Genomic DNA, 26,660 nt, shown 5'->3' on the forward strand with positions numbered 1-26,660 from the left:
TCCTCACTCACTACTTTTTTCCAACTTTTTCTGGATTTTGTAATCAGTGGGAGGGCTGGTAAAAATGCGATCGCCAATCTGTAATCCTTCTAATACCTGAGTTTCGTTTCCTACTTGCGAGCCGATTGTGACTTGACTAAACTCTGCTTTGTTGTTTTTGTCAGGTACTAAAACACCCGTTTGACCTTTTTCCGTAACGATAGTGACCGTTGGTACCCATAAGGCTTTGACATCATCGCCCAAAAAAGTCAAGTTTACGTTTAAACCGGAAAGCAGTTCATCTTTACCTGTGTTAATTGCCACTCTGATTTGAAATAATGTTACACCTTGCTCGTTGACAGCTTCAGGAGCAATCAAACGCACCTCGCCTTTAAAAACTTGATCGGGATAAGCATCGGCAACAATATCTACTTGCTGTCCTACTTTGATTTTACTGATGTCGGCTTCGGGGACGTTTGCTAATACTTCTAATCCCCGCGCTAGGGCAACTACAGAGCTAGATGTGGCTGATGCGCTGCTAGAAGCGGAGGTAGTAGGCGTAACAAATGCACCAATATTTGCGAACTTTTGCGTGATAATACCTGAAAATGGAGCGCGGATAATTGTGTTATCTAAATTTACTTGCTCCGTTTGGAATTGTGCTTGCGCGGCTCTAACACCTGCTGCTGCTTGAGCAATTTCCTCGGGACGGGAACCACTTTCTAACAATTGCAGTTGAGCGCGGGCTTCTGCTACTGCTGCTTGGAGTCGAGCGATTTCTTCAGAACGACTACCGCTTTTTAACAAAGCTAATCTTTTTTGCGCTTCGAGTAAATTTGCTTGAGCGGTTTTGTCTTCGCTGACAAATTGGTCTAAATCGTCTTTTTTAATTGCTCCTTGGCTGTACAAGCTACGGTAACGTCTGACTCGTTCGTTAGTTAAATCAACTTTGGCTTTTGCTGCATCGACCTGTGCTTGGGAGGCGGCAATTTCCTGGGGACGATTTCCCGAAGTTGCTGCGGCTAGTTGTGCTTGGGCTTGTGCCAAACGGGCTTTAGCTTGGCTAATTTCTTGGGGACGAGAACCAGCTTTAGCTTGGTCTAATTTTGCTTGAGCTTGTGCTAAATTAGCGCGAGCTTGTAAAATTCTTGCCTGAATATCTGCACTATCCATTCTGGCGAGAATTTGCCCTTGTTTTACTGTATCGCCCTGTTCTACATACAATTGGGTGACGGTACCGGGATTTTTTGGACTTATGTTCACGTTTTGAACTGGCACAATCTTTCCGCTAGCATTCAAAAGTAACGTGACATTTTTTTCTTGTACAGGGACAGTAAGTTCTGTGATGTCTTGTTTGTTATTTGCTCGATTGACAAAAGTATAGGTAGTCGTTGCGCCCACAACTATAACCCCTGTTGCAAACAGAGCAATTAACCAACGAGGAAATCGTTTGACTTTACCGATTACGGGAATTTCTATGGGTGTAGCCATAACAACAGCAATAAAAAATGCATAGATTGTGTAAGGTAGAGTGGAACGTGCAATACGGAACTCATCGCAAACAGCGGAGTCGTACCGAAAAGAAATGTTTTGCTTAAAGGGTGTATACCAAATATCGGGCGATCTACCTTCGCGCAAGGCGTTTTGTATCAAATTAAAAAGTTAAAATCAGTTCTCTTGTATTTGTTTAACTTTTTTAATAGTAACCTTTTCAACTTGCATATGACTTTACCTTTTGGGGTGATTTTAGTCATGATTGATTAGCTTTAACATTAAGTAACTAAAATGTGGGATGCGGAACAAATGACTCCTATAGAAAGACAAATGACTGAAACATTTAGCTGTCATCAACAGCCCAGATGGTTTAAGCTATCTGAAAGATTCCTTAATTTGTGCCAAAAAGGCGGTAGTGTGCCTAAACGAGTTGGATTAATTTCATTTCTATTTTTCTGTAGCTTTTTGAGCGTATCTCCCAAAGTTAACGCCCAAGCATTATTACCTCATACCGTGCAGCTCGATGCCGCAAAATTAGAACAACAAGGGTTGGTTTTAGCGCAAGAAGCTGCACAACTTGCACAATTTCAGCAGTTCGATTTGGCAATGCCACGCGCACGACTGGCGACTCAACTTGCTCCCAAAAGTGATAAAGTATGGTTTCTTTTGGGGGGATTATATTTACAATCCAAAGAGCTCGATCAAGCCATTACTTCTTTACAAAAGTCACAAAGTCTTAATCCTAAAAATGCCGACACTTATTTTGCTTTAGGTTCGGCTTATTTTCAGCAGCAAAAATACCAACCTGCAATCGATCAATATCAGGCAGGTTTAAAGATAAAACCCAACGACTCAGAAGGGTTATTTGATTTGGGCAATGCTTACTATATGCTAGGTAAATTACCCCAAGCTATTATCGAGTACAAAAAATCTATTGTTAACAAGCAAGATTTTTGGCCTGCGGTTAACAATATCGGGTTAATTTTTTACGAACAAGGCGATGTTAGCAGTGCTATAAATCAATGGCAGCAGGCCATTACTAAAGCCAATAGTGCAAAACAGCCAGCCGCCGAACCTCAACTAGCATTAGCCGTTGCTTTATACACTAGAGGCGAAAAAAGCGATCGCCAAAAGGGTTTAGCAATGGGAGAAGCTGCACTCAAACTCGATGAGCGCTATGCTAATTTAGATTTTCTCAAGGAAAATCTTTGGGGCAATCGTTTACTATCTGATACTAAAAAATTCCTAGAATTACCTAGTATTCAAGCTGCATTGAGCGGACAACCCCCCTCACAACCTGCCGGACAATAGTTTTTTGGCTGGATAATATTGTTAGCGGGCTTAGTATTATTTTTATCTCAAACCCGCTGACTCGCTATTAATCTTTCTGATTACTATTGCTTAAAAGTACATCTAGCAGTACATATATATTATCAAGGGCAGCAGTAGCCCAGCCTAGTTGATGGGCAACTGTTACCTTCTGAGGGTTGTTTTTATCGATCGTTATTGTCTTTAGGTAGTAAGGCGATGATTTGTTCAACAAACTGTTGGTGATCGACCACAGGCTTGGAAATATAACCATCAGCACCACTCTGCCGCAAAAAGCTTTCGCGATCGCCTTCCATCGCGTGGGCTGTGACCAAAATGATCGGTAATGCTGCTGTTTGAGGGTCAGATTTTAGCATTTGTGTAATCTTGATCCCATCAACAGATTTACCTTGGTAAACACTTCTAGAAAGAGAAACATCCATTAAAATAATGTCTGCTTCTTTGGCTTGAGCAATTTTGATTACTTCGTCTACATTTTCAGTGTGTTTAACATCTAAACCTCCGCGTTTGGTTAAAATCTTGGAAAACACGCGAGCATTAACAAGATCGTCTTCGACAATCAAAACAGTTTTCATGAGGATCGATCGCACTTTTAGTAGGTGAAGGGGATAGACGATTGAAGATAGCACAATTTATACCGTGTCTACCTTCAAAAAATCAAATTGTATTCTTGTCAACAAGGATAATACTACCGAAGAAGCAAGACATAAATATCAAGATTTTACGATTAAGAGCATTTCATCCGTTATAAGTAAGGTTACTGCTCTTCCAAGTTACGGCAATATTCGTGTAGTTCAAGTTCAGGGAAAAAACTCATGGCAAAACAGTTAAACCTTCTCTCGACGGGACAGGTAATCACTACAGCCTTGCATACGGAAATGCAAAGGTCTTATCTCGAATATGCCATGAGTGTCATTGTGGGGCGGGCGCTACCGGATGTACGCGATGGCTTAAAGCCAGTGCATCGGCGGATTTTGTACGCAATGCACGAACTCGGCTTAACTCCTGATCGACCTTACCGAAAATGCGCTCGTGTAGTTGGGGACGTATTGGGTAAATATCACCCCCACGGAGACCAATCGGTTTATGATGCTTTAGTTAGATTGGTACAGACATTTTCTTGCCGCTATCCTTTGTTAGGGGGACACGGTAACTTTGGTAGCGTAGATAACGACCCACCGGCAGCGATGCGCTACACTGAAACGCGCCTTGCATCGATTAGCCATGAAGGAATGCTGGCTGAAATTGGCGAAGAAACGGTAGATTTTATCGGTAACTTTGATAATTCGCAGCAGGAACCAACAGTTTTACCCGCACAGTTACCGTTTTTATTGCTTAATGGTTGTGCCGGTATTGCCGTAGGAATGGCTACGAATATTCCACCACATAATTTGGGGGAAGTGGTAGATGGGTTGATTGCTTTGATTGACAACCCCGAACTGTCTGACGAAAAGTTATTTAAAATTATTCCTGGGCCTGACTTTCCCACTGGCGGAGAAATTGTCGGCAAAGATGGTATTCACGAAGCATACACCACTGGTAAAGGTGGGATTTTGTTGCGCGGAGTTGCCAATATTGAGGAAGTTCCCACAGGACGAGGAAACAAACTACGTACCGCGATTGTGGTGACAGAATTACCTTATCAAGTGAATAAGGCGGGTTGGATTGAAAAAGTTGCCGATTTAGTCAATCAAGGACGAATCAACGGCATTGCCGATATTCGCGATGAAAGCGATCGCGATGGAATGCGGGTTGTAATTGAGTTAAAGCGCGATGCTGTTCCCGCAGAGCTTTTGTATCATTTGTATCATCAGACGGCGCTGCAAACTACTTTTGGGGCAATTCTTTTAGGGATAATTGACGGACAACCCCGCCAATTAAGTTTGCGTCAACTATTACAAGAGTTTTTGGATTTTCGCGAGCAAACTCTTAATCGTCGCTACTCCCATGAATTAGGTAAAGCAGAAGGTAGGCTGCATATAGTATCCGGTTTGCTAGCAGCACTTTCTCAAGTAGATCGAGTCATCGAAATTTTGCGACAGGCTCCCGATGGTTCCACAGCCAAAGTTGGACTTGTAAGTACTTTGGGGTTGAGTGAGGTACAGGCAGATGAAATTTTGGCGATGCCGCTGCGACGACTCACTGGTATGGAGCAACAAAAATTACAGCAAGAGTTCGAGGAACTTGAAAAGAGAATTAGCACGTTACGTAACTTACTCGACGATAGAAAAGAATTACTTAAAAGTTTAAAAAAAGATTTGCGGAGTTTAAAACGCTCTTATAACGATGAGCGACGCAGCAAATTTATCGGAAAACCAGATAATAAAGAATTTGCTCGACAGAAAAACAAAAGTAGCGAAGATAAAAGTACCAAATCCAAAAGTCAAAGTTTACCAGTACAAGTACCTGTTGAAGATGTAATATTAGAATTTTCTCAACGCGGCTACGTGCGACGAATTAGTTCATCTTCAAAAAATACTGGAAAAACCAGCGGAATTCCAGATTACGATTTTATTGTTCAAGCTTCGGAAACTAATACTCAAAAAGACCTATTGGTTGTAACTAGCACCGGGAAAATGTACCCGTTACAAGTCGGAGATATTCCACCCACAACAGGTCGTGGAGCGCGGGGAACACCATTAATAACCTTATTAACATCAACGGCCCAGAGCCAAGCTGAATCTATTGTCAGTCGTTTTGTAATTCCAGAAACTAATGCGGATGTAATTCTTTTAACCAAACAAGGGCGTATTAAACGTTTGTCGGCAGAAGAATTGACTAATGTCAGCCGTCGTGGGGTCACTATTTTAAAGCTGAAGGATGATGACGAATTGTTGTTAACTCAGTTTGTCAAAAGTGGTGAGCGTTTAGTTTTAGCTAGTTCCGGTGGAAGAATACTGCATTTTGAAGTGAATGACGCACAGCTTCCTCATATGGGACGTACTGCGGTTGGTTTACAAGCGCTGCGTGTCGGTAAACAACATCAAATGGTTGGCTGTGTGACTTTGAGTAAAAATTCTAATTTATTGTTAGTCACTCAAGAAGGATATGCCAAGCAACTTAATATAAGTAAATTGAAATTAGCTCATCGCGGTGATTTAGGCGCTCAAGTCTTTAAATTTGCCGTTCCAACCGATAATCTTGCAGGTATTGCATTGGTTAAACCAGAAACTGAAATAGCCCTCGTCACTAGTAATCAAAGAGTGATACGTTTGAGTGGGGAAAGCGTACCTTTACTGACTAAAAATGATAAGGGTGAGAAGGTTATAGAACTCAACCGCGATGAAACAATTGTCACTGTTCATGAAGTTGCAATTGAAAATAATTCTTGACCAAAAATTATAGGGTAAGCCCTTAAATAACTAGTTCCCAGTCTCCGACTGGGAATTCGTGTATGTGAGGCTCTGCCTCAAATATATTAAGAGGCAGAGCCTCCAGCCAAGTGTTCCCAGTCGGAGACTGGGAACAAGAAAAATGTACCAAGCTTTCCCAGTCGGAGACTGGGAACAAGAAAACCTGCAACTAGCTTTCATCCCCGGATTAAAAATCACGGGGTTTTACGGAAACCGCCTTCGTACAACATTTTTCTGATAATTTTATTCGTTCAATTTATTATCACAATACATAGTTATAGTCAATGCATTGTGACAATTGTATCCAAAAATGTTGCAATTTTTAAGACACTTGCTATATTAAGTTACATAATGTAAAGAATAATTAGAAAATCAGTTTGGAGCAATAATTATGACAGACTCAACAAAAATACCTGTTGCAACAATTGAAGACCGTAATGCTTGGCGTTGGGGCTTTACTCCTCAAGCAGAAATTTGGAACGGTCGCTTAGCGATGATTGGGTTTGTGGCTGCTGCTTTAATTGAAATTTTTTCTGGTCAGGGCTTTTTGCATTTCTGGGGTATTTTGTAAATTTTAATTAGCGGGTTATCGAATTGAATTTAATCTATAAATAAATAAAGACCTAGGAGATATTGCTCCCAGGTCTTTTTATGATAGTTTGGCACTAATAATTTATGACAAACCACCGAATGTAAATAATCTACTAGCGAATATATTCTTTGAGAACACTATTCCGATTAGGGTGGCGCAACTTACGAAGTGCTTTTGCCTCAATTTGACGAATACGCTCGCGAGTTACGTTAAAAATTTGTCCAATTTCTTCAAGAGTTTTCATGCGACCATCATCTAAGCCGTAGCGCAGTCTAAGAACATCGCGTTCGCGGGGACTGAGACTATCTAAGACTTTTTCGAGGTCTTCACGTAATAAACTCTTAGAAACTTGGTCTTCTGGTGTTTCACCATCTGACTCAATAAAATCACCCAAGCGGGAATCTTCTTCTTTACCGATAGGAGTTTCTAAAGAAATTGGTAGCTGAGCAGATTTGGCAATAAATCTCAGCTTTTCAATAGTCATCTCCATGCGAGTGGCTATTTCTTCCTCAGTGGGTTTGCGTCCCATTTCTTGAGAAAGTAACTTGGTCGTTTTCTTAATGCGAGAGATAGTTTCGTAAAGGTGAACTGGTAGACGAATCGTCCGAGATTGATCGGCGATCGCCCGAGTTATAGCCTGACGAATCCACCATGTAGCGTAGGTAGAAAACTTATAGCCTTTTTCATGGTCGAACTTTTCAGCAGCGCGAATCAAACCGAGACTACCTTCCTGAATCAAATCTTGGAAAGATAATCCGCGATTCATGTATTTCTTAGCAATCGAAACTACAAGGCGCAGGTTAGATTGAACCATTTTATCTTTCGCCCTACGTCCGATATGAAGACGATAGCGGAATTGCGGCAAGGGTAGCTGTACGGCTTCTGCCCATTCTATGTCTCGTGGTTCACGTTCGAGCTGTTGTAAAAGTCTTTCACGCACTCTTTCTAGTTCGAGCAAATCGGCAATTTTACGTGCCAATTCAATTTCTTCATCTGCTCGTAGAAGGCGAATTCTACCAATTTCCTGCAAATACAGACGAATAGAATCTTCGGTGTAGTGCTTTTTCTTCGCTTGCGTCCGACGACGACCTTTGACAGCTTTGGCAGCTTTTGCTACGTCAGCTGACGCCGGTCCTGTAAATTCTTCCTCTTCGCCTTCATTAGTCAGTAAATCTTCTTCGTCTTCATCATCTTCGATTAAGAGTTCTAACTCCATCTCGGGCTGATTTATCACTCCTAGGCTAGGTTGATAAATATTTTCGAGTACGTTGTTAGCCTGGTTCATGCCGCGTTCCTCATGCTCCTTGCAGAATCAATTACTTCGGGTGGTGTCTTCCGTACTTAAAGCTGTTTTTTATGCAGCTTCAATTCTATAAATCAAAGGGCGATCGCCCACTTTTCGACAAAGAGCAGAATTTTTGGCATTGGTCACAGTTTCCTGTTTAAACTAATGCCCCCAGTCACAAAAATTAGACCGCAAGCTATTTATCCTTGAAGGGAAAAACTGCGTTGCGTAAGTAAAGTCCAATGGATTTGATGTGGGTCACTTCTGACATTGTGAAAAGTAAACACCATGATTATTGTCGTTACTTAAAACTTTCGATTCGTATGAAAGAAAAATTCAACTTTCCGGTTATCAATCAACTAGTACATATAAAGTACTATGTCTTGAGTAAGATTTTCCAGAAAGACTGTTCCGATTGTAGCCTGTTTCACAGAAATTGTACTATGCATCATGTGGTATCTATAAAGTAACAAACTAATTCATTGTCTGTTTTAGCAAAAACACATTGAAGACTGTAGGGATATTGTGTAATTTTTTGCCAAAGTGAATGAAATTACACCAATCTTCGATGGAATCAAACAACTCAGATACACTAGCTACCCACACTTACGTATAACCTAATTCACCTGTATTACCGACATTTGATAATTCCGGTCGATGATATGCAATTGTGGAGATTTCCTCTTCACCAACAAATAATTTTGGTGAAGATAACGTTTAGCAGGTTTACCGAGCGTCCAAGATTCTTTTGCCAAAAGACGAAACATTTATTACAAATACTTTGTGACCTCTATATCGAAACAGCTTTCGGTAAAACAAAATCTTACTTCAAGCGACTTTTACCTTTGAGCGGACATTTATTGGTCTAAATTACAGATAAACTGGCATAGACTCTTTGTAGCTTGCTAATCGGGTTGATTAAGCCGATTCATTTATAACTACACCTTAGCGCACCATTCAAATTTCAGCCTTAAGAAAGTTGACAAAATTTGTGAGGTTGATACATAGATATTCTAATCAATCATGATTCGAGTTTGACATTCAAATTTATCAAAATTAAATAAATCAACACCCTTATTGCATAGAATAAATGCAAAATTTGTAACTCAGCAACTTCTAGCAGATCGCAGTATACTTTACAATTTAGTTTTTATAATTCCCTGAGAACTAATTTTACTTCTATAGGAATTTTAACTCAGTAATATATACTCAAAATCTAGCAAGAAGCGAAACAGTTAAAAAAACTATAAAGCCGCTATGCTGGATATTCTGTTCATCTTTCACCTTACGTCTTCCGGAAGATTGACAAATTTACTTTTTGCAATTCTTACACGTCATACTTCACAAAATATGTTGTGTCATTATAATCACCAGGTGAATAAAAGTACATATAGTAATTTTATTGAGTTAAAAGTATAAAATATTAACTTGACTATCGCCGTAATTGTGATATTAACTAATGGTCTGTAATCGGGAATAGGGATACGCAATATTAATAAATTACTGAGATTGCGGGCATCAAAAAAGCAATCGGTAGTTAAAAGCTGCTTACCGATCGCTAATTACAATAAATAATTTTGAATTTGAAACGAAGTAGATTTAAATATCCAAATCCATTAAGGCAAGTTTAGAACTGTGAGTTTCGATAAATTCGCGACGAGGTGCAACGCGATCGCCCATTAAAATGGTGAAAATCCGGTCGGCTTCTGCTGCATCTTCAATTTCCACTCGTTTTAAGGTGCGGGTTTCAGGATTCATAGTGGTATCCCAAAGTTGAGTTGCCATCATTTCACCAAGACCTTTAAATCTTTGGATGGTATAGTTAGCGTTTTGGGGAAACTCATTGGTAACTAAGTTTTGCAATTCGCGATCGCTATAGCAATAGTAGTGATTTCGTCCCCGTTCTACTTTATATAAAGGTGGACAAGCGATGTAAATGAAACCTTCTTGAACCAAAGCTTTTTGATATCTATAGAAGAAAGTCAATAATAAAGTCCGGATGTGCGCTCCATCAACGTCAGCATCAGTCATGATGATGATGCGGTGATATCGAAGCTGTTTTGAATCAAATTCTTCACCTTTCACACCCAAACCTAACGCGGTGATTAGAGATTGAATTTCATTATTTTTATAGATTTTGCTGTCATCGGTTTTCTCAATGTTGAGAATTTTACCGCGTAAAGGCAGAATCGCTTGGAAACGTCTGTCTCTTCCTTGTTTTGCACTGTTATGTACGAATACACCACTTGCCAATGCAAAGTTGTGGGTATGAGGAACTTCGATATCGTAAACGTCTACAGGTTCTTCTAAACGTTCAATCTTGACTATACGATGATTGTAATTAGCAACGGCAACGCATGCTTTATTAGCATCGCTTTCAAAATAGCGTTGGCAGAAATTGTCAAAGCGCAACAAAGACTTATCTTTTGTTTTCAATCGAAATTCTTGATAAGCATTTAAGTCAAGAGTACCTTGTTCAACTTCGATTTGCTTGAGAGCCGCAATCGTTTTACGATAGTAAGTTTGATTGAGTGCTGCTAGACGTTTAGCGCGAAATTCAGGTGTCCATTGTTCTTGCGTTTTTTGTCGTCGCCATTCTAACAATGCTTCATTATTCCATTGTTGTTTAGCAATTTGCGAATTTCTCAAACGCGCTTGAGGATTATCAGCAAAATAATTGGTAACTTTTTGAGATTGAGTTAAACAATTTGCTTGATCGCTCCAATATTCTTGCTGAGCTAATTTAAGTTGTTCGCGATTGGAAATGCGATAATCTTCGTTACTCTTGTAAAAATCATGCCACTTACTTACCATGTAAGCTTTATAATTTTCATCTTCCCACTGTACCTTGGCTTGTTGTGAAAGAATTTGCCGAGTTTGAGGTTGCTGCATCCGTTCGCTCATCTTGGCGCGGAATTCTTTGCTTTGACGAGTTGCACGGCATTTATCAATCGTATCTTGACGATGTAAGGTTTTTTCAATGTGAGAGCGGTGTAGCGCTAAATGTTTTTGAGCGCTCAAGCGCTGAATGTTTGTAGGATTATTATTTAGCTTGTTGAAATCGATATGGTGACAATGTTCGCCATCTGCCAATTGATAAACATCATTCCAACGATTATGCCAATCCGCTAAAACATGAGTAAACAACCAAGAATCGGAACGAGGATTCCAAACCATCTCGTAACCATTAATGGTAATTCTTGGTTCACTTGAATCAGATAATTTACGATATAACGGCATTAAAGAATCATCGGGTGTTAATGATGCGGCTTGCTTGTAAGTGCGATCGCGCAACATAAAACGATGATCTGGGGTGCAAATAATTATTTCCCCATTATCTAATGTCACCTTAATAACTTCAGCATTTGCTTTAGTTATGCGGGGATTGATAATATGTTCAATGCCTATCGTGCCATCATCACGAATGGTATAGCAAAAATGCTCTTTACCTATCGCTTGTTCGGCAACAATATCTTTAAAAGAAAGCGAACGTCCGTCAGCTAATGCTACAAGTGTATCGCCATCAAAACATCCCCCCGCAGAATCTCCTTCCACAAGATAGATTTCCGATTCAGCCGGGTCGCGAGTAGAACAATCTGCTAACTTACCGGGTAATGGTGAAGATTCTAGCACCGATTTACGGCGTACCAATTCCCGCGCATGACGTGCAGCTTCTGCGGCTTTAAATGCTTGAATTGCCTTGTCTAAAATGGTATCGACAACTTGAGGATGAAATTCTAAATACTCATTGAGTGCTTCACCCACAAAAGAATCAACGATTCCTCGAACTTCGGTGTTACCCAATTTTGTCTTAGTTTGACCTTCAAACTCCGGTTCGGGTACTTTTACCGAAATTACTGCCGTTAAACCTTCCCTAACGTGTTCACCGCTAAGGTTAGACTCGTTCTCTTTAATCTTATTACGTTTGCGAGCAACGCTATTCAAAGTACGAGTCAGAACTGCCTTTAAACCTTCAAGGTGGGTACCACCATCAACGGTACGAATATTGTTGGCAAAACCCAGCAAACTATCGGAGTAAGCATCAACACACCACTGCAAGGCTACTTCTACCTGTACATTATTGCGCTCGCCTTGGACGTAAATTATTTCTTCATGTAGCGATTGCTTGTCAGCGTTCATATAAGCTACATATTCTTTAATTCCGCCCTTATACTCATAAATTTCAATATGAGGTTCACCGTTTTTGAGCAACTCTAAACGGTTATCTGTAAACGTAATTCTGACACCCGCATTCAGATAGCCTAACTCTCGCAAACGACTGGCTAGAGTATCGTAGTCAAACTCCGTAACAGTAGTAAAAATTTGTGCATCTGGCTTGAAGCTAACGCGGGTTCCAGTGCGATTTTCTTTACTTGGAACAGATGTTAATTCATTCACCGCAGCACCGCGTTCGTAGCGTTGGGTGTGAACTTGATTATCCCGCCAAATAGTCACTTCCAGCCATTCTGAAAGGGCGTTTACTACGGAAACACCTACACCGTGCAATCCTCCAGAAACCTTGTAACCGCCGCTACCAAACTTACCTCCGGCGTGCAATACAGTTAATACGGTTTCCAGAGCCGATTTTCCGGTTTTGGAATGTACATCGGTAGGAATACCCCGACCATCATCTGTTACAGTACAAGAACCATCGGCGTTGAGTTCCACTTCTATATGGGTGCAGTAACCCGCCAAAGCTTCATCAACAGAATTATCTACCACCTCATAAACTAAGTGGTGCAGTCCTCTCGGACCAGTAGTACCAATGTACATTCCCGGTCGTTTACGAACTGGTTCGAGACCTTCGAGAACTTGAATCTGCTCGGCATTGTAACTGCTCGTCATGGAAATCTCCTGATTTTTGGGGCTTGAAGTCGCCTAAAAAAGCATAAAACTCAAAAACACTCCCAGATTCTAGCACAAAAGCCTTACAGGCGACCCTAGAGCTATTAGAAGTGAAATTTATCGGAGGGGTTGTACCGGGTTGAGATAATCGGTTTAAAACTAAAATTTCATTCTTTCGACTTGAATGTAAGTACGTTAAATGACTGTAAATAGCGATAAAGAAGGGTTTTGAGTCTAAATAAAGGCGATTATAAAAAAGTAGCAGAGACAGAATTATAAATAAAAAGTTCTTAAAAGTTAAAAATTATTTCTTTTGATTTTGACCAAACGATTTTATATTGAAATTATTTACCATAAAATCGCTAATTAATTTTAAACTTCTTAAAATACAGGGTTAGCAGTTGATTCCTAATAAATCACAGATCAACCGATGAGATTAATTGTAATTTGCGGTGCGACAGCAACAGGTAAATCTGGATTAGCTTTGGCTTTAGCTCAGCGCTATGGTTCAATAATTATCAGTGCCGATTCTCGACAAGTTTACCGAGAATTCAACATTGGTACAGCTAAGCCAACAATTGCCGAACAAAAATTAGTCCCACATTATTTAATTGATATATGCAATCCAAAAGACACAATGACGGTTGCTGACTATCAACAGCAAGCACAGAGGATTTTAGGTCAAAGGTTAGAGGTTAAAGGTCAAAGGTTAGAAGTTGTTCCCCTTGTCCCCCCCTTCTCCTTACGGAGACGCTTCGCGAACGGGTTCACCACTTCTCTCAACGGAGGGAGACGACCCACGAGAGTGGGTTCACCATCTCCTTGCCCCCCCATCCCCCAATCTCCCAATCCCCCCATCTTCCTAGTAGGTGGTACTGGATTGTATATTAAATCAATCGTGCGTGGAATGAAAATTCCTAGAGTTGCACCCCAAACAGAATTGCGATCGCAACTTCTTAGTATGGGTCAAATGCAACTCTACGCTATGTTACAACAAGTTGACTCTGTTGCAACGCAAAAAATTCATCCTCACGATTCGGTACGGACTTTGAGGGCTTTAGAGGTATTTTATATTACTGGTTGTCCCATTTCAGAATTACAGGGAGAAAATCCCCCAGATTATCCAATTCTGCAAATTGGTTTGGATTGTGATGTCACTCATCTGACAAATCGGATTGCACGGCGAACGGAAAGTATGGTAAAAGATGGTTTTGTTGAGGAAGTGGAATATCTTTCTCAGAAGTATGGGATGGATTTACCTCTACTTAATACTTTGGGATATCAAGAAATCAAACAATATTTAGCTGGAGACATTTCTTTGGATGAAGCAAAGCAATTAACAGTTTTACATACACGTCAATTTGCCAAACGTCAGCGCACTTGGTTTAGAAAAGATGCTCAAATTGAATGGTTTGATACTGAATCTCCAGATTTGTTAGATCAAGTTTGGTTGCGAATTCAAAAATTTATCACTGATGACAATCTAAATAATTTGACCCCAGTAAAATCCTAATTATATTTTTATATATTGCTTGAATGACAATCAAAAGTAATGAACTACAAAACTAATAACGTATTATTGTTTATTTCTATCGCTTTCAATATTTTATTTATGCTAATTGTTGTGTTGTTTATTCTCCGCAAAGGGGGAGTTTTTTATATTAAAAGTAAAATTTCAGATATTGTTAAAAAATCAGTTAAAAACGATTTGAATATAAATGCTTATTATAAACACAAAAAGAGTCAATTTGAAATACTGCCCTTATCAAATGATTCTATTATCTTTTTAGGAGATAGTTTAACCGATGAAGGTGAATGGGTAGAATTATTAGGAAATTGTCATATTAAAAACCGGGGAATTTCTGGGGATACGACGGGTCGAATATTAAATCGTCTAGATGCAATTATTCAGACAAAACCAAAACAAGTTTTCTTAATGGTAGGAATTAATGATTTTGTCAATGAAAAGAAATCTATTGAAGAAGTATTAAACAAATATAAAATAATTTTAGAAAAGCTACAAAGTCAAACTTCACAGACAGAAGTATTTATTCAAAGTGTTTTACCAGTAAATAATAATTTAACTGCTTTCCAGCAAAATAACGATACCGTAATTAAATTCAACTTGAAATTACAAGAACTAACAAAACAATTTAATTATCAATATATAGATATCTTTTCTCCTTTAGCAGATTCTGATAATCAATTAGATGCTAGATATACCACAGATGGATTACATTTGAATGGCAAAGCTTATTTGATTTGGAAAGAAGCTGTTTCCCAGTATGTTGCAGTAAATTAATGTAGACTACAAATTATCTGGATTAATACCCATTTCTCGCAATTTTTCAGCTAAAAGTTCTGCACGAGAAAGCGCTTGCTCTTTTTGCTGTTTTTGATCATCGGCTTGTTGTTCGGCAGTTTTAGCGCGTTGTTCGGCAGTTTGAGCGCGTTCGTCTCCCGTTGGTAAAACTGTACCATCTTGGTAGCACCAACGCAGCCAAGTATCTTGTCTTCCTTCAAATTCTCCTTCCCACAAAGTTAAACCCAATCCGACTTGCTCTAACCATGTTTCGTTCGTTTCTTGATAGCGTCTTCCCACAAGTTGATATACGCGAAGCTGTTTTTGTCCTAATCGCTGAGCCGGGTCATATACTATATAGTAACTTGCTCGCATCTGTTCGTAAGTTTTCAGCTTTTCTCCTAATTCATCACCGATTTTATTCGAGACAATTTCAATTACAACTTCTGGAGATTTACCAAATTCCCAAACCATATAACAACGGTTTTGCTTTTCCCACCAATTTTCTGGTACTTGAATATCGAAACTGAGGAAGACATCGGGTACTATGGGAGGTTGTTTGTAAATATGGTAAATACCGACATTTGCTGATGCTAAGAAAGTTTGATTTTGTAAAGAACTGTAAAGAGAACTGACTAAAAGTCGTTGGTGTTTTTCAGATGCAAAGTTATCCACAGGAGTATCGTCTTCGGTAACTAGTTGATTCGCGTCCGGGATATAGAAGTTATCCTCAGATACTAAAATTTGTTCAACCATAAAATTATCCACCGATTTCGTGTGTTTTTTCTAGTTTAATAAATTTTTCGTCAGCTTACTTAACTTACCTTCATCGCAGCATCAACCCCATCACGAATTAACCTTCCGTCTTCCATATAAATAATTCTGTCGCCAATATCTAAAATCCGGTTATCATGAGTAACGAGCAAAATTGTACAACCTTGTTCTTTAGCTAATTTGTACATAATTTCCATTACATCCCGTCCCGATTTCTTATCAAGTGCAGCAGTTGGTTCGTCAGCTAAAACTATTTTAGGGTGACTTGCTAAAGCACGAGCGATTGCAACTCTTTGTCTTTGTCCTCCCGATAGTTTTTCTGGGTAATAATCGACTCGATTTCCTAAACCAACTTGTTCCAAAATTGCTGTAGCTTTAGCATCGATGTCTTGCTCTAAAAATTTGTCGTGCAGTTCTAAAGACATTTTTACATTTTGTTTAGCGGTTAAGAAACTCATCAGATTATGTGCTTGAAAAATATAGCCAATATTTTGACGAATTTTTGTTAATTGCTGTTTGCTAGCTCCACAAATTTCTTGTTCTAATATTTTTAAACTACCTGCTTGAGCGGAACGTAAACCACCCATTAAAGTTAGTAAAGTGGTTTTTCCTGAGCCAGATGGACCAGTTAAAATGACGATTTCACCTTTGCTAATATTTAAATTAATATCGAATAATACCTGTTTGCGAAGATTTTTTTCGCCGAAATAATGATTGAGATTTTTTACAGAGATAACTGGTTGTGATGACATGACTTTTTATGGTATTTAAGTATTATTCTCCTAATTTATTGCCTCTGTGTCCTCTGCGTCTCTGCGGTTCGTAGAAACGGATTTTTTAATAAACATTTCTACAATAATATATAAAAAAATCACCGATACCCAGGAAATATCCCATAATGATGGAATAAGCAATGCAACAATAATCGTTATTAGAGCAACTGTTGGCTCTATTAATGAAGTTATTCTGATATATTGAATAGCTGTATCATCTAAATTTATATCTACTAATTTATGCTTATATGTTGCATAAGTCCAATTTAAAAAAGAAAATAATCCTATTAAAAAGATATTAATACTATAGCAAATTTGCACTACTGAACTTTGAGGAAAATTCATGATTAAAACGTTAGAATAAGGAACTATAAATAAGCACATCAGATATATCAGATAAAGCCAAAGATGTACCTCATTAGTTCTTTGATAATAACTAAACTGTTTTACATGGTCTATCCAGTAAAAAGCTAATATCGCAAATGTAATCAAGTAATTGCCTAAAGGTTCTAGTTGTGATAATAAGAATTCGTTGATTTCGCTATTGTTTATTGATGTCGCGAATTTGGGAAAGTCAAATCCAAAAATAGTCAACGCCATTGCTAAAGCGAAAATGGTATCGGATAATCTACTAAGGTGGTGAATCATGTTTTTTCAATTGGGGTTTTTGTTGTTAGTCATTGGATTATTTAATTGATTTATATTACTTCTATCTCCCTAAAAATATAACGATTTTAAAACCGCAGAGACGCAGAGAGCGCAGAGGGAAGAGATAGAAAGATTTTTATTAAATCTAAAACACATCAGCAGGGTCAGCACTTTGAAGTTTTTGCATTGCGACTAAACCCGAAAAACTACACATAATAATAGTTAAAGTTAGTACAAAAACTGCACGGTCAATTTTCATTGCAATGGGTAATAAAGTCGCAGCAAAAGTAATTTGATATAATCCCATTGAAAGTAACATACCTGGTAAAAACCCTAAAACCGACATTATTAAAGCTTCCTGCATCAGCATCACCATTAAATAGCTGTCACCATATCCCATTGCTTTGAGCGTCGCGTATTCTGGGAGGTGTTCGGATACGTCGGAATAGAGAATTTGATAGACAATGACTATACCGACGATAAACCCTACTACTACTCCGATACCGAAGATGAATCCAATACCTCCACTTTCCCAATAATCTTTTTCTGTTTGAGCAAATTCTTGAGGTGTCAGCACTCTCACATCGTTGGGTAAATTCGCTTGAAGTTGTGACTGTATTTTTTTGACATTTGCATCTGGATTCAGCTTAATTAAACCGACTTCAATTTGACTTGCTTGACGGTCTGGGAACAGTTTTAAAAAAGTAGAATCGCTGGTAATAATATTTCCATCTGCACCAAAAGATGCACCCATTTGAAATAAACCAGCCGCTTGAATATTTTGCTTGTTAACTAAGCTTTCTACGCTTCCTTTTTGTTTAATTAAATCTGGAATCTGACCGTATTCTGGACGAGATGCGCGGTCAAAAATCACTTGATTTAATTGCTTTAATTTATCAAGATTTTCATTGACTTCCGCAAAATCAAAAGGTGGATTCATTGGGTCAATTCCCCATACCAAAATTGCGCGGTCAATGCGAGTTTCTGGATTGCGCCATTCGGCAGAATTTACATATAAATGACTTACAGATTGTACGCCTTCATATGCTAAAGTTTGCTGCAATCTTTCTCTAGGAAAGCTTTTTACTGAAATTAAAGTTTGGAATTGCGGATTAATCAAAACTAAGTCAGCTTGTAATGTTTGATGAGGTTTTGTCGCACTATCAAATAGTGCATCTAATAACCCCAACTGCACAAACATCAACATATCAGCAAAGGCAATTCCTGCTAACGCAATTGCAAGCCGTGTTTTCTCTTTTTTCAATTGTAGCCAAGCTAAAGGGGTGCGTCGAAATAATTTACGTAACATGATTAAGATTAGTCTTTTTTAGTAGTTGTCTTGTTCCCAGACACAGCATGGGAACGAAATAATGAGATATTAATTATTTGGTTCTCGCTTCATCGTCCAAAATTTCACTGGTTTTTCTTCTGTCCTCAAAATTTTAAATCCATGCTTTTGATAAAAACTAACGGCTCTTTCTGTTGATGTTTCTAAATAGCAGGATAAACCTTCTTCATCTGCGGATTTTAGAATTGGTTGAATTAATAAACGACCAATTCCTTGTCCTTGGTAAGCTTCCGATACTCCTAACGCAAATAAATACCAGTGTCGTTGATGCATATCCTGTGCGTGATACTTATCAAATAATGTAAATAGAGATAAAAAATTTTTTAATCCTGCAAAACCAAGCAGAAATGGAATTTTATAGAATCCGGCTCGGAGTATTTGTAAAAAATTTAATGGATACTCGGACGGGGGTATCCAAGCTGCGACACCTTTATTTTCTGGAGTCGTATATATATGATTGTAAGGTTGAGCATAGCGCAAAGTCGCTGACCACAAATTACGTGATATTTCATCTTTTTTACTATTTGTGTGAGATAGGATATATCCAGTAATTGGGTCTTTTCTAAATGCAGCAACAAGAGTTTCAGTTGCTTCATAGATTCGTGTTTTGTCTAGATGGATGATTTTAGAAGTCATGGTATTTTCGATTTTGGATTAACAACAAAATACTTATATCAAACATTCGTTATAAATAAAACAGTAAAAATCATAATTTAATCTCCGTTTGAACTTGTAAGTTGGTTAATCCAGTTACCCGCTCACTATCTTCTGAGTTAAGGCGAATTTTCACATCAACCACTCGTCGATCTAAATTTTCTCCCGCTTGGTTGCTGAAGACGTTTTGTCTGTTAATTTGTAATCCAATTTGAGCAACTTCTCCCCATAATTTTCCGGAAAAAGCTTGTCCGGTAATTGCAGCTTTTTGTCCTAACTTAACTTTCTTGATGTCGGTTTGATATACTTCTGCTACTACCATCATTTGTTGAGTTTTTCCTAGTTCAGCAATACCTTCATCAGCCATTTTTTCTCCTTCTCGGGTATGAATTTTAAGAATTTGTCCGGCTATCGGTGCGCGGATGTAAGCTTGTTCTAAGTTGGTTTGGGCTTGTTTTAAAGCAGCTTTAGCGTTATCTACTTCGGTTTGTGATGCTCGAACATCTACCGGACGAATTTCAGCAATTTGATTTAAAGTTGCTTCAGCTTCTTTAATTTGTTCCTTTCCTGATGATTGAATGCGGTTGAAATTTGCTTGTGCTTCTGCAACTTCTTGCTGTCGAGATGACTGAATACGGTTGAGATTTGCTTGTGCTTCGTTAATTTGCTGCTGTACCGTTTGTAAATTTAAGCGCTTATTATCTCGAAACGATGTAGAAATTGCACCTGCACCGAAAAGTTTTTCATAGCGTTGATATTCCGTATTCGCATTATTAACCTCTGCTTGTAATCTGGCAATATTTGCTTTTTGGGCTGCAATTTCCGTGCTTCTTTCTGCTTTTAAACGCGCAATAGTTGCAAGTTGCGCTTCGATTTGCGTAGTGTTTTCTACTTTTAATCTTGCAATAGTTGCTGCTTGTGCTTCAATTTCTCCAGTTTTTGCCCCTGCTTTTACCTGAGCTAATTTAGCTTGTGCCATTCTTACTTGCTCTTTTGCTTGTAATACCGCATCTTGCAATCGTTTTTGAGAATCTAAAATGGCGATCGCATCTCCCGTTTTTACTCCGTCACCTTCTTTAACTAATAGTTTGGCAACGCGATCGCCATCTAAATTTAAAGGAGCAGATAAATTAATTACTTCTCCTTGAGGTTCCAATCTTCCCAAAGCGGTGACTTTTTTAACCGCAGGTGGTGCTTGGACTACAGGTGTCTCAGATGAATTCAGCAAGCCAGTTTGGGAGATTCCATAAATTGCAATTCCTGCTGTCAACAAAGTAGCCGCTGCTACCACACCGATTAATTTATTAGAAGGTTTTGAAAGTATTTGCATAATTTTACTTATTCCCCATTACCAATTACCAATTAGCTAAATAGCCACTCACCATTTGCACTAATAATTCTCCTTGTTCTTCATAAGAAATCATTTCACCTTCAAACATTCGCACGCAAATCAAACCGTTTAAAAAGTTAATTACGAAATCAGCTATTGCTTTATCTTCAATTTCTAAATACTTTAATAATTCCTGTCTCGATTTCTGAGCTACTCGCTTTAAAATTTCGTTATTTAATATTTCGCTTTTTCCTTGATGTTGATAAAAGTCGCTCCACAGTAAAAATTGACTGATAAAATATTCTTCGTTCTTTTGAGTAAAGTTTACCAAAGCTCTGATTCGCTCAGGTACAGTTTTGATATCTCCTGCTTCAGCTAAAAAATTTATAATGTCTTGCTGAAATTGCTCTTCTACTAACTGTAAAAAGATAGCTTCTTTATTAGGAAAGTAGTGATACAGCGTTCCCGTTGAAACACCCAATTCTTTGGCAATTTCACGCATGGTGACGGAAGCATAACCTTTCTGAGCAAATAAATCGAAGCTCTTCCATAGCAGTTCTTTCCTGTACTTTTCACGATCTACAATCTTCGGCATTCAGTCACTTGTATTTTTTATATCGAATGTTAGTTATATATTAAAACAAGGGTGTGCTTTATGGCAATAGTTATTTGTTGCAGGTTAGGGAGACGTAGCAGGGAGACTACATTATTGTGTCTGGATTGATGCCCATTTCTCGGAGTTTTTCGGCTAGTTGTGTGGCGCGTTGTTCGGCGCTAGAAGCACGTTGTTCTGCGTTAGAAGTCCGTTGTTCGGCAATTTGAGCGCGTTCGTCTCCTGTCGGTAAAACGGTACCATCTTGGTAACACCAACGTAACCAAACATCTTGTCTGGCTTCAAATTCACCTGACCACAAAGTTAAACCCAATCCGACTTGTTCTAACCAAGTTTCTGAAGTTTGGTAATAGCGCATTCCTCGTAATTCGTAGATACGCAGGGTTTCTTCACTAAGTTGGTTGGTTGGGTCGTATACGATATAGTAACTGGCTCGCATATGTTCGTATATTCTTAGTTTTTCTCCCAATTCGTCACCAACTTTGTTAGAAACAATTTCAATTGCAACTTCAGGAGGTTTACCAAATCGCCAAACCATGTAGCAACGGTTGTGTTTTTCCCACCAGTTTTGTGGAACTTGAACGTTTAAGCTCAAAAAGACATCGGGTACTATAGCTGGCTTTAAATCTGTGTAGTAAACACCTACATTAGATTCTGCGAGAAAAATTTGGTTTTGTAAAGAACTGTAAAGAGAACCGACTAAAAGCCGTTGTTGTTTAGCAGATGCAAAATTATCCACAGGTGTATCATCTTCAGTAATTAACTTATCGGCATCTGGGATATAGAAGCCATTATCAGTGTCAATTAAAGTTTGCTTGACCATAATAGATTATCTACTAATTTGGGTTTATATATCTACTTTAAACGATTGGTATGTATTTGATGGAAGAGCGATCAGGTACGTTAGGTATAAAATACCTTTTGGTTAAAAAACATACTTTACTCCTAACGCACTGTTAAAATTTTCTACCTTGATAAAGATAGTAATTTTTTAGAATATTGAGCTAACCTAATTGTATTTGCTCTTAAATTCTTCCGCACAATTTTACAATCAGTATTCGTTCTTTTTTGCGCTCCTAATAAGGAAGTTTTATAATCCAAGTCTCCCCTGAGAAAATCATAAAGTTTGAACTGGTTTTCGATGGCTTTTTTGATGCTGTATGCCATCATCACTCTCCCTGGCGATAATTTAGAATATTCGGGATTGAAACCAGTTACTTGCCCATAAATAACGCCTTTATCTGTCTCTACATATATGCCAGTAGCAGCGACTGGGGTTTCTTTGTCCCACAATATATCTATCCACAAAGAGTTATTTTTTGCACATCGACGAAAAACATTACGATACGTATTTAAAACTAACTCAGACTGTTGTCCCCATTTAATTTGCCAAAGATCTAATAAAATTGTTATTTGATTTTCAAGATTATCTGCTTGAATATTGCTGAATCTGAAATCACTATTTTGCTCTATCTTGCGTAATGAATTGCGTAAATTCTTGCGAGGTTTCCTGCTAATAAAGTTTTGTAAATACTTCTCCCATTCATCAGGTAAGGGAATGTAAGGACAAGTTGTACCTGGCTCAATTATTACTTCAAAGTCACTTTCAGAAAAATGTTTTACAAAAATATCTAATCTAGGGTCTTGGACATCTTTGAAGTGAAAAATGTCCCACTGCAATTCGCGATCTATGTAAAATGCAAATTTTTTAATTGCATCTTCTTCATATTCAGGTAAACAGAGGAAGCCTGTATAATCTGCGACGGGATGAGCGCAAGTTTGCAATGACCTATAAACATTAAGAGTAATCCATTGGAAAGAACGTATTGCTAATGGGAAAAAAGCAACATAAGGGGAATTAGGTGTAGATCTGATTGCTAAGATTAGCCATTCGTTAGGAACAAACTCTAACCATCCGCGTAGCCAAGACCATGATAAGAATATTTGAGTATGAGCATCAGCCGCATAGACATTATTCCAATCGGCTTCTAATTTATCGAACTGATCGATGCTGTCAATTATTTCTATTTTCATTTGAATTAACCAAGGTATTTAAAATTGAGGAAAGTAAAATATATCGCCTCAGATATGTTTGTCAGAGACTATATAAAAAGGATGCAAATAATCGTCAGCATTAAATACCAGCATTTATTTATGAAATAAATGATGAAATCCTTAACTAAGAATATTATTGCGTTTTCAATACTATATGCTTTGAGTCCCGACGAAACATACTTTAAATAAAGTTTAAAGTAGTGTCGGAATTTTATTCAAATTTTCAACAACATAAGTTGTAAAGATGATATCCCATTTTTGCTACATTAAGCTCAAGAAAAGTTCTGCTTATTTATTGCAAAAAAAGAATATTAAATTGTCTGTTTTACTCTCATCAAATATATTTAGCGATATTTAATTCAATAGTATCTATGACAAAAAATAAAATTTATAGGCTATTTGTAAGCTATTTGTAAGCTATTTTTTCTATTGATTATTATTTTGTATTTAAATAAAAATCATTTGATATATACAATATTTATTTTTGTCATTTAAATGTAAAGCTAGATTTTTTTAGTAAAAGCGATCGCTAATTAATCGATCTGCAAGGCTACACATAAAAAAATATAATGTTATGGATTTGTATTTATTTATACTTAAATCAGATTAAATAAAAGTACTATTACTTTTTCTGAGTAAAATCAACTTTCAAAAACTAGGAACTTACAATAGTAGTAAGACTGGTAAATACAACCACTGCATTCCACACCGGACGATAAAATATGCTTACCCAAGAAAAAGCCCAAAAACTCAACTGGAAACCTATAATTAAGGAATTTGAAGCAGTTTTAGGTAAAAAAGGCGTAGTAAAGCGTCGTGAGGAACTGATTACTTATGAATGCGATGGTTTAGCTAGCTATCGTCAGCGTCCGGATTTAGCGGTTTTTCCTAAAACTACAGAACAAGTTGCTCAAGTAGTGAAGATATGCAATAAATACTCGGTTCCTTTTCTTGCACGGGGTTCGGGTACTGGTTTATCTGGCGGTGCTTTACCTACCGTTGGTTCTGTGTTAATCGTAACTTCTTTAATGCGGCAGATACTCAATGTCGATTTAGACAATCAGCGCGTAGTGGTTCAGCCTGGAGTAATTAACAATTGGGTGACGCAAACGGTTAGCGGTGCCGGTTTTTACTACGCTCCCGACCCTTCTAGTCAAATTATTTGTTCTATCGGCGGTAATGTGGCGGAAAACTCCGGTGGAGTGCATTGTTTAAAGTACGGTGTAACTACTAACCACGTTTTAGGGTTAAAAGTTGTCACTGCTAATGGTGATATCGTTGATTTAGGTGGACAAGTGCCAGAAATGCCCGGTTACGATTTGACAGGTATATTTGTCGGTTCGGAAGGTACGTTGGGTATAGCTACAGAAATAACTTTACGAATTCTCAAAACTGCGGAATCGATTTGCGTTTTGTTGGCAGATTTTACCAGTGTGGAAGCAGCAGGAGCGGCGGTTTCGGATATCATCAGTGCCGGAATTATTCCTGGTGGGATGGAAATGATGGATAACATGAGCATCAATGCAGTGGAAGATGTAACTGCAATGAATTGTTATCCCCGCGATGCTGTAGCGATTTTGTTAGTTGAAATCGATGGTTTAGATGTAGAAGTGAAAGCGAATAAACACCGGGTTATTGATATTTGTAAACAGAATGGTGCGCGTAATATAACTTCTGCGAGCGACCCCGAAACGCGGTTGAAATTATGGAAAGGAAGAAAAGCGGCGTTTGCGGCTGCGGGACATTTAAGCCCCGATTATTACGTGCAGGATGGGGTAATTCCTCGGACTCAGTTACCTTATGTATTACAAGAAATTGAGAATTTAAGCGAAAAATACGGTTACAAAATTGCCAATGTATTTCATGCTGGTGATGGTAATTTACATCCGTTGATTTTATTCGATAATTCTATACCCGGTGAATTAGAAAAAGTCGAAGAAGTCGGGGGTGAAATTCTCAAACTATGCGTAAAAGTTGGCGGTAGTATTTCCGGGGAACACGGTATTGGTGCGGATAAAAAATGCTATATGCCGGATATGTTTTCACCTGCCGATTTAGAAACTATGCAGTGGGTTAAGCAAGTATTTAACAGTAAAGGATTAGCTAATCCGGAAAAGATTTTTCCCACCCCCCGTACCTGTGGTGAAGCTGCAAGAGCGATGAGTGAGAAGAAGTTTGACAAGGTAGAGAGATTTTAAGGAGGGGAGATGGGGAGATGGGGAGATGGGGAGATAATTCTAATTAACTCCTCACTCCTCACCTTTGACCTTTAACCTTTATTAATTAACTTCAACTAACTGAATATCAAAAGTTAATTGTTGTCCTGCTAAGGGATGATTCGCGTCAAGGGTGACTTTGGAATCCGAGACTTCTGTAACGATAACTGGAATTACTTGACCATCATTTTGAGAAATTCGTAGTTGCTGACCAATCTCTACTGATAGGTCTGTAGGTATTTGTTCTTTCTCAACTGTGATTACGAGTTCGTCGCGTTGATGACCGTAGGCTTGATCGGGAGGTATTGTTGCTGTCTTTGACTCTCCTGGAGCCATCCCAATTATCGCTTCTTCAAATCCCGGAATCACATTTCCCGAACCAAGGGAGAACTGTAAAGGTTCGCGTTCGGCAGAGGAATCAAAAACTGTGCCATCGTCCAATTTGCCCGTGTAATGAACTTTTACGTTGTTACCAGCTTTGGCTTGTGTCATGTCTTTTCTCCTTTAATACTGTCTGCAAATAATACTGTACTGTACAAATCGCCTTTATCCGTTCGATTCGATTTTTTCGGGGCTAGAAGTAATCTATATAACTATATATACTAACTATTATCCCGCTAAATGATGATTACCGAATTGACCAACTAAAAAGTAGGGAATACGAAATTCTGTTGCGATCGCCTATCAATTATGAAAATTTTGTTAATCCATAACATATCTCAATGCTCAATATGTTACAAATAAACGCCAACCATCATAAATTAAAGGTTGACGCTTCCGTTTTTCTATCTTCAAGGTCTTTATATCGGCTGACCTAATTCAATATCTTAAGCTCGCTAAACTAGCTGAATCCACAAAAATGTATTTATGTAACCAAATATTTAGATTTTCATCAAATCGTAAATATGTTGCAACATTTAAGATTTTCTTAAGATTTTAGTTTTAAGATTTTCTTAAGATTGATCGATTGACCTGCATGACGTGTCGAGTTCGGTTACATAACTGGGCTTGTGTAAAAAAATGAATGCGGGTTGGAGAAAGATTAAATATTTAATTTGATTTGGAACAGT

At 38.2% G+C, this 26,660-nt stretch carries 20 protein-coding genes; 6 read left to right on the forward strand and 14 right to left on the reverse strand.

Annotated features, from left to right (window positions below; genetic code table 11):
• Positions 1-3: 3 nt before the first annotated feature.
• Positions 4-1,470, reverse strand: a complete 1,467-nt coding sequence (locus VB797_RS24405) for an efflux RND transporter periplasmic adaptor subunit (RefSeq protein ID WP_323240379.1) — start codon at positions 1,468-1,470, stop codon at positions 4-6.
• Between the two features lie 420 nt (positions 1,471-1,890).
• Between VB797_RS24405 and VB797_RS24410 the strand changes: the two genes are divergently transcribed.
• The gene (locus tag VB797_RS24410; RefSeq protein WP_323240380.1) at positions 1,891-2,784 is read left to right on the forward strand and encodes a tetratricopeptide repeat protein; all 894 of its coding nucleotides are present in this window, start codon (positions 1,891-1,893) and stop codon (positions 2,782-2,784) included.
• 182 nt (positions 2,785-2,966) lie between these two features.
• Here VB797_RS24410 and VB797_RS24415 read toward each other — a convergent pair whose 3' ends face one another.
• Complete coding sequence (locus tag VB797_RS24415) at positions 2,967-3,377, reverse strand: response regulator (protein ID WP_323240339.1); 411 nt, start codon at positions 3,375-3,377, stop codon at positions 2,967-2,969.
• 240 nt (positions 3,378-3,617) lie between these two features.
• On the opposite strand from VB797_RS24415, the gene gyrA reads away from it, so the two are divergent.
• Both gyrA and VB797_RS24425 read left to right on the forward strand, forming a co-directional pair.
• A complete protein-coding gene (gene gyrA / locus VB797_RS24420) occupies positions 3,618-6,134 on the forward strand; it encodes a DNA topoisomerase (ATP-hydrolyzing) subunit A (protein WP_323240340.1) in 2,517 nt (838 codons plus the stop codon).
• Between the two features lie 412 nt (positions 6,135-6,546).
• A complete protein-coding gene (locus VB797_RS24425; protein WP_323240341.1) occupies positions 6,547-6,726 on the forward strand; it encodes a chlorophyll a/b-binding protein in 180 nt (59 codons plus the stop codon).
• A gap of 133 nt (positions 6,727-6,859) precedes the next feature.
• Here the strand turns inward: VB797_RS24425 and rpoD are convergent, their stop codons facing one another.
• Positions 6,860-8,032: an RNA polymerase sigma factor RpoD gene (rpoD, locus tag VB797_RS24430; RefSeq protein WP_323240342.1), complete on the reverse strand. Its 1,173-nt coding sequence runs from the start codon at positions 8,030-8,032 to the stop codon at positions 6,860-6,862.
• A 1,599-nt stretch (positions 8,033-9,631) separates the two neighbouring features.
• Positions 9,632-12,877 (reverse strand): DNA topoisomerase (ATP-hydrolyzing) subunit B, encoded by a 3,246-nt coding sequence (gene gyrB / locus VB797_RS24435; protein ID WP_323240343.1) that lies wholly within the window; start codon positions 12,875-12,877, stop codon positions 9,632-9,634.
• Between the two features lie 430 nt (positions 12,878-13,307).
• On the opposite strand from gyrB, the gene miaA reads away from it, so the two are divergent.
• On the forward strand, positions 13,308-14,390 hold the full coding sequence (miaA, locus tag VB797_RS24440) for a tRNA (adenosine(37)-N6)-dimethylallyltransferase MiaA (RefSeq protein ID WP_323240344.1): 1,083 nt from the start codon (positions 13,308-13,310) through the stop codon (positions 14,388-14,390).
• Between the two features lie 39 nt (positions 14,391-14,429).
• The gene (locus VB797_RS24445) at positions 14,430-15,179 is read left to right on the forward strand and encodes a GDSL-type esterase/lipase family protein (RefSeq protein WP_323240345.1); all 750 of its coding nucleotides are present in this window, start codon (positions 14,430-14,432) and stop codon (positions 15,177-15,179) included.
• Between the two features lie 6 nt (positions 15,180-15,185).
• Here VB797_RS24445 and VB797_RS24450 read toward each other — a convergent pair whose 3' ends face one another.
• The 9 genes from VB797_RS24450 to VB797_RS24490 form a co-directional block, all read right to left on the reverse strand.
• Positions 15,186-15,935 carry a Uma2 family endonuclease gene (locus VB797_RS24450; RefSeq protein ID WP_323240346.1) on the reverse strand — a complete coding sequence of 250 codons (750 nt, stop codon included), beginning with the start codon at positions 15,933-15,935 and terminating at the stop codon, positions 15,186-15,188.
• Positions 15,936-15,994: 59 nt separating this feature from the next.
• Positions 15,995-16,705 carry a DevA family ABC transporter ATP-binding protein gene (locus VB797_RS24455; RefSeq protein WP_323240347.1) on the reverse strand — a complete coding sequence of 237 codons (711 nt, stop codon included), beginning with the start codon at positions 16,703-16,705 and terminating at the stop codon, positions 15,995-15,997.
• A gap of 30 nt (positions 16,706-16,735) precedes the next feature.
• Positions 16,736-17,374, reverse strand: coding sequence for a TMEM175 family protein (locus VB797_RS24460; protein ID WP_323240348.1), 639 nt, complete (start codon positions 17,372-17,374; stop codon positions 16,736-16,738).
• 145 nt (positions 17,375-17,519) lie between these two features.
• Positions 17,520-18,683 (reverse strand): ABC transporter permease DevC, encoded by a 1,164-nt coding sequence (gene devC, locus VB797_RS24465; protein WP_323240349.1) that lies wholly within the window; start codon positions 18,681-18,683, stop codon positions 17,520-17,522.
• Between the two features lie 69 nt (positions 18,684-18,752).
• Complete coding sequence (locus VB797_RS24470) at positions 18,753-19,358, reverse strand: GNAT family N-acetyltransferase (RefSeq protein WP_323240350.1); 606 nt, start codon at positions 19,356-19,358, stop codon at positions 18,753-18,755.
• 70 nt (positions 19,359-19,428) lie between these two features.
• Complete coding sequence (locus VB797_RS24475; RefSeq protein WP_323240351.1) at positions 19,429-20,706, reverse strand: ABC exporter membrane fusion protein; 1,278 nt, start codon at positions 20,704-20,706, stop codon at positions 19,429-19,431.
• 25 nt (positions 20,707-20,731) lie between these two features.
• Positions 20,732-21,301 carry a TetR/AcrR family transcriptional regulator gene (locus VB797_RS24480; protein WP_323240352.1) on the reverse strand — a complete coding sequence of 190 codons (570 nt, stop codon included), beginning with the start codon at positions 21,299-21,301 and terminating at the stop codon, positions 20,732-20,734.
• A gap of 106 nt (positions 21,302-21,407) precedes the next feature.
• Entirely contained in the window at positions 21,408-22,142 is a 735-nt protein-coding gene (locus VB797_RS24485; protein WP_323240353.1) for a Uma2 family endonuclease, read from the reverse strand.
• A 143-nt stretch (positions 22,143-22,285) separates the two neighbouring features.
• Positions 22,286-23,353: a GNAT family N-acetyltransferase gene (locus VB797_RS24490; protein ID WP_323240354.1), complete on the reverse strand. Its 1,068-nt coding sequence runs from the start codon at positions 23,351-23,353 to the stop codon at positions 22,286-22,288.
• A gap of 743 nt (positions 23,354-24,096) precedes the next feature.
• Here VB797_RS24490 and glcD point away from each other — a divergent pair.
• Positions 24,097-25,572, forward strand: coding sequence for a glycolate oxidase subunit GlcD (glcD, locus tag VB797_RS24495; RefSeq protein ID WP_323240355.1), 1,476 nt, complete (start codon positions 24,097-24,099; stop codon positions 25,570-25,572).
• Positions 25,573-25,653: 81 nt separating this feature from the next.
• Here the strand turns inward: glcD and VB797_RS24500 are convergent, their stop codons facing one another.
• Entirely contained in the window at positions 25,654-26,082 is a 429-nt protein-coding gene (locus tag VB797_RS24500) for a peptidylprolyl isomerase (RefSeq protein WP_323240356.1), read from the reverse strand.
• Positions 26,083-26,660: the final 578 nt, after the last annotated feature.

It is taken from the genome of Rivularia sp. UHCC 0363 (genome assembly GCF_034931125.1).
GTDB lineage: Bacteria > Cyanobacteriota > Cyanobacteriia > Cyanobacteriales > Nostocaceae > Rivularia.

What these genes read in the sequence shown, in the direction of transcription:
- VB797_RS24405 (WP_323240379.1), bottom strand. Translation starts at nt 1,470, where the DNA reads ATGGCTACACCCATAGAAATTCCCGTAATCGGTAAAGTCAAACGATTT.
- VB797_RS24415 (WP_323240339.1), bottom strand. Translation starts at nt 3,377, where the DNA reads ATGAAAACTGTTTTGATTGTCGAAGACGATCTTGTTAATGCTCGCGTG.
- gyrA (WP_323240340.1), top strand. Translation starts at nt 3,618, where the DNA reads ATGGCAAAACAGTTAAACCTTCTCTCGACGGGACAGGTAATCACTACA.
- VB797_RS24425 (WP_323240341.1), top strand. Translation starts at nt 6,547, where the DNA reads ATGACAGACTCAACAAAAATACCTGTTGCAACAATTGAAGACCGTAAT.
- rpoD (WP_323240342.1), bottom strand. Translation starts at nt 8,032, where the DNA reads ATGAACCAGGCTAACAACGTACTCGAAAATATTTATCAACCTAGCCTA.
- gyrB (WP_323240343.1), bottom strand. Translation starts at nt 12,877, where the DNA reads ATGACGAGCAGTTACAATGCCGAGCAGATTCAAGTTCTCGAAGGTCTC.
- miaA (WP_323240344.1), top strand. Translation starts at nt 13,308, where the DNA reads ATGAGATTAATTGTAATTTGCGGTGCGACAGCAACAGGTAAATCTGGA.
- VB797_RS24445 (WP_323240345.1), top strand. Translation starts at nt 14,430, where the DNA reads ATGAACTACAAAACTAATAACGTATTATTGTTTATTTCTATCGCTTTC.
- VB797_RS24450 (WP_323240346.1), bottom strand. Translation starts at nt 15,935, where the DNA reads ATGGTTGAACAAATTTTAGTATCTGAGGATAACTTCTATATCCCGGAC.
- VB797_RS24455 (WP_323240347.1), bottom strand. Translation starts at nt 16,705, where the DNA reads ATGTCATCACAACCAGTTATCTCTGTAAAAAATCTCAATCATTATTTC.
- VB797_RS24460 (WP_323240348.1), bottom strand. Translation starts at nt 17,374, where the DNA reads ATGATTCACCACCTTAGTAGATTATCCGATACCATTTTCGCTTTAGCA.
- devC (WP_323240349.1), bottom strand. Translation starts at nt 18,683, where the DNA reads ATGTTACGTAAATTATTTCGACGCACCCCTTTAGCTTGGCTACAATTG.
- VB797_RS24470 (WP_323240350.1), bottom strand. Translation starts at nt 19,358, where the DNA reads ATGACTTCTAAAATCATCCATCTAGACAAAACACGAATCTATGAAGCA.
- VB797_RS24475 (WP_323240351.1), bottom strand. Translation starts at nt 20,706, where the DNA reads ATGCAAATACTTTCAAAACCTTCTAATAAATTAATCGGTGTGGTAGCA.
- VB797_RS24480 (WP_323240352.1), bottom strand. Translation starts at nt 21,301, where the DNA reads ATGCCGAAGATTGTAGATCGTGAAAAGTACAGGAAAGAACTGCTATGG.
- VB797_RS24485 (WP_323240353.1), bottom strand. Translation starts at nt 22,142, where the DNA reads ATGGTCAAGCAAACTTTAATTGACACTGATAATGGCTTCTATATCCCA.
- VB797_RS24490 (WP_323240354.1), bottom strand. Translation starts at nt 23,353, where the DNA reads ATGAAAATAGAAATAATTGACAGCATCGATCAGTTCGATAAATTAGAA.
- glcD (WP_323240355.1), top strand. Translation starts at nt 24,097, where the DNA reads ATGCTTACCCAAGAAAAAGCCCAAAAACTCAACTGGAAACCTATAATT.
- VB797_RS24500 (WP_323240356.1), bottom strand. Translation starts at nt 26,082, where the DNA reads ATGACACAAGCCAAAGCTGGTAACAACGTAAAAGTTCATTACACGGGC.